This is a genomic window from Arthrobacter sp. TMT4-20 (assembly GCF_054510775.1).
Map to the genome: position 1 here is coordinate 1 of NZ_JBTNDW010000033.1, position 3,665 is coordinate 3,665.

2 protein-coding genes and 1 pseudogene are annotated in these 3,665 nt (G+C 58.6%); 1 reads left to right on the plus strand and 2 read right to left on the minus strand.

The window, feature by feature from the left end; genetic code table 11:
• Positions 1-32: 32 nt before the first annotated feature.
• A complete protein-coding gene (locus tag ACX80Z_RS15870; protein WP_459316563.1) occupies positions 33-572 on the minus strand; it encodes a hypothetical protein in 540 nt (179 codons plus the stop codon).
• Positions 573-1,367: 795 nt separating this feature from the next.
• Here ACX80Z_RS15870 and ACX80Z_RS15875 point away from each other — a divergent pair.
• Positions 1,368-2,111: pseudogene (locus tag ACX80Z_RS15875) on the plus strand (IS30 family transposase); the annotation flags it as partial.
• Here the strand turns inward: ACX80Z_RS15875 and ACX80Z_RS15880 are convergent.
• The gene (locus tag ACX80Z_RS15880; protein WP_459316564.1) at positions 2,110-3,315 is read right to left on the minus strand and encodes an IS110 family RNA-guided transposase; all 1,206 of its coding nucleotides are present in this window, start codon (positions 3,313-3,315) and stop codon (positions 2,110-2,112) included. The pseudogene ACX80Z_RS15875 and the gene ACX80Z_RS15880 overlap by 2 nt on opposite strands.
• Positions 3,316-3,665 lie beyond the last annotated feature (350 nt).

A 3,665-nucleotide genomic window follows, 5' to 3' on the forward strand; every position in this document is an offset into this window, starting at 1 on the left:
ACGGTGGAAACCCGCGCTGAATGCCTTTGCCATCACTTTCGCCGGGCGTTGGCCGGCAGCCGAAACCTACTAACTAAAATGCTGAAAACACCGAAAAAGTTACAGACCCGATGTGTGACGCCCTGGACTATCAGCAGCGCGAGGGCGGCGCTGAGCCCGACTAGGAATAGACCTGGGGCGAGCTCGGAGAGGTTTCCGATCATGCTGCCGCTGTTTGAATTGTCGTAAGAGGGAAGACCCGTCACCGGGTCAACTGCAAAGAAGTCTGTGTAACGCTCGGGTTCTTCTCGTACGAGTCCCGATAGTAAGAGCGTTCCGAGGCCGATCGATAGTGCCACGAGGATCCATGCTCCGATGAAGTACGGATTGCGGCCGCGATCATTTTCAGTTGGCCGAATTTCTCTTTCAAGGCTATCTGGAATAGCCCTGGTTGGTCCGGCACCAACTTCGTGGATCTGCACAGATTCAGTCTGGCTGTTCTCATGATTCCCCATGCCTCGACCGTACCCGAAAGAAATCATGAGTTCGTTGCACAGATTGGTCGCATCGAGGTTGCGGTGGGCATCCTTCACCGCGACACGGGGCTCGCAAAACTATGCGGGTTGCTGAATCATGCGCAGTGACAGCCACATGGGGATCGCTAATCGCAACGGAGATATAGGCCATCGACCCACTTTGCGGTGCTTTTGATGACTTACGCTCCGCCCAAACGGCCGATCCCATCCCCTTCTCACTCATCCGCGCCCAGGCGCACTCAGACGCTGGTGGTGTGATGGCCCCTATGCTGTCTCAGAACGCTCCTCACGTGATGTGCAGCGCCTACGAAGCACGCCCCACACAGCACACCGAAGGTCGAGAAGCCGTTATGGGCAATCAATAAGAGCGCAGCAGACCAAGCGGTCTGAGTAATAGCGAATACCAAGGCGAGATCCGACAAGACCTCAATTCGAGCTCGGTTCCGCCCAACAGCAGGCTGAACAGGCGCGGTCGTTGCCGACATCCGATTGGAACGCGTCGCGCGAAGGATCTGGACACTGAAAGCAAGGAACACGCTTCCAAGCAAGAGGGATATGGCAATACTAGGACTAGTCGAGGTGAAGTAACCAACACCAAAAATCCCAGCAAAAACTCCGATTAGCGTTTCTAGCCTCAACCTATGCACTTCTTGGCCGTTGACTCCACTGTTCCCCCAATTGCGAGCATCTACGTGTCAGCGAGTCTAGTCGTCCGGGACAACAAACTGACCACCCCTGAACTCTTGTATTCAAACGGTGATACTCAATCTGGGCTGCTAACGGAGCGCCCGTAAGCCGGTGGTGAGTTCAATCGGTCGTTGCAACACCCCCTATTGATGCGAGGTGTTGTGTATGTCATCGAAGAAGGAACGGATTGTTCAGGAGGCACGGTTCTGGGTATTGATGGCCCAGGGGTCTACGCTGACCGCGGCCTGTGATGCTGTAGGCGTGAATCGACGAACTGGACAACGTTGGCGTCGGGCAACCGGCGGTCGTATCCCGCGCGCTAAGCCTGAGCCTTCGGGCCGGTACCTCTGTTTGGAGGAATGATTACGGATAGCTGACCTGCACCTGACCGGGCACGGAGTGAGGGCAATCGCCCGGAAAATAGGCCGGTGCGCTTCGACGGTCAGCCGCGAACTACACCGGGGCGAACCACCCGCAGCCGTCCGTAGACGAGCGTCGAGCCAGGTGAAATACGCCCCGTACGCAGCCCAGAAACGAGCCGAGCTATCGGGCCGGCGGCCAAAAGCCAGTAAGTTCGATGACCTGGAACTAGCCTCGCTGGTGCAGGCTAAGTTGTGTGTGAAGTGGAGCCCTGAACAGATCAGTGACCACCTTGCCATGGCTTTCAGCGACCGGCAGGAGTTACAGGTGAGTCCCGAAACGATCTACCAAGCCCTCTACGTCCAAGGACGCGGGCATTTACGCGCTGACCTGCACCAACATCTGCGTACCGGTCGGGCCGTGAGGCGTCCCAGATGCTCCAACGCTGCTAAGATTTCGGGGAAGATTCCGGACATGATCCTCATCAGTGAACGCCCCGCCGAGGTCGCTGACCGTGCCATACCCGGCCATTGGGAATCTCAATGCGTTAGTCAAGCAGCATGAGCGGTGAGGTGCGGGCTGGTTCTTGGTAGGGGGTGTGGTCGCGGAGCATGGCCCAGATGACGTTGATGCGGCGCCGTGCGAGGGCAATGAGTGCTTGTTTGTATGATTTTCCTTCACCGCGTTTCCGGTCGTAGTAGATGCGCGAGGCTGGGCTGTTCTTCAGGCTGGAGAGTGCAGCGAGGTAGCAGGTTCGGAGGAGTCTGCGGTTGAAGCGGCGGGGCCGATGCAGATTTCTGCTGATTCGTCCGGAATCACGTGGGACCGGAGCCAGCCCGGCGACGCTCGCCAGCCGGTCAACTGAGTCGAAAGCGTCCAGGCTACCGCCGATGTTCGCGAGGAACGTTGCTGCCAGAATGGGACCGAAGCCTGGCATGCTCAGCAGAACATCTGCGCTGGGGTGCTGCCCGAAGAGCTCGGTAATTTCGGCGTCAACGTCGGTGATCTCCGTGTCGATAGCGCTGATCTGTTCGGCCAGCCGGTTGACGAGGGCAGAGCCGGTGCGTTGGGTTGGAAGGACTGTGTGCTGGGAGTTCGCGGCGATGAGTGTTTTCTGCGCCCTCTTGGCGCTGTTCCGGCAGCCGCGTTTCCGTAGCCAAGCAGCGAGCCGGGTCAGACCGATCCGGCGGATACCCTCCGGGGTCTGATAGCCGCCCAGGAGGATCAAGGGTGCCTTTTTGGAGTAGTCGATTGCCCGCTCTAACGCTGGGAAGTATTCGAGCATGGTGGCGCGCAGCCGGTTGATCGCCCGGACACGGTCACAGATCAGGTCGGTGCGGCGGGCGGTCAGAAGCCTCAGATCCACGCTGATCTGGTCGGCGCCGCGGAGGGGTTGGAGGTCCGTGCGCATGCGGGCCTGGTCGGCGATGATCCGGGCGTCTTTCGCGTCAGTCTTACCGTCGCCTCGATATGTTGCAGCGGCGTGATGGACGATTCGCCCAGGAATATAGAGCAGATGCTGCGCGTGCGTAGCTAGAAGCTCGATTAACAGTGCTGCGCCGCCGGAGTTCAGATCAGTGGCCCAACACGCCTCGGCACCCGCCGTAATTTCCGCGATCGAGGCTATTAAGTCGAGCAACACTGTTTCGTCGTTCTCGACCCGTCTCGAGAGCAGCACCGCGCCCGTCTGATCGATCAGAACGCAATGATGGGCGCTTTTGCCCGAGTCGATTCCCACCCAAAATGTTGGCATATTCTTCGGTCCCTTCGATCAGCTCCACTGCTAATTGGCCCTATCGATAACCACGCCGGCACGTCCTTACCCAACGATCAATGTCGTAAGTCTCAATCAGCGGTCGAGTTATCGGCCGGGCAGCGGGCGGCCATTCCCAGTGAGCCGTCCACGCGGCAAGGAGATCTGCGCCATACCCGCCACCCGAGGGTGATCGAAACACTACGACAGCCCCGAAATCACCCACAACAAAACCGTAAGGAGGGCGATTTAGTGCTCGGTTCGAACTGCCGGTCAGCTATCGCCACCCTCGTTGAACGCCAGACACGATTCGCAATCCTCATCCATCTACCCGGTGATTACAGCGCGAT

Excerpts from the sequence above, each read along its gene's own strand:
- ACX80Z_RS15880 (WP_459316564.1), bottom strand. The coding sequence starts at position 3,315 with ATGCCAACATTTTGGGTGGGAATCGACTCGGGCAAAAGCGCCCATCAT.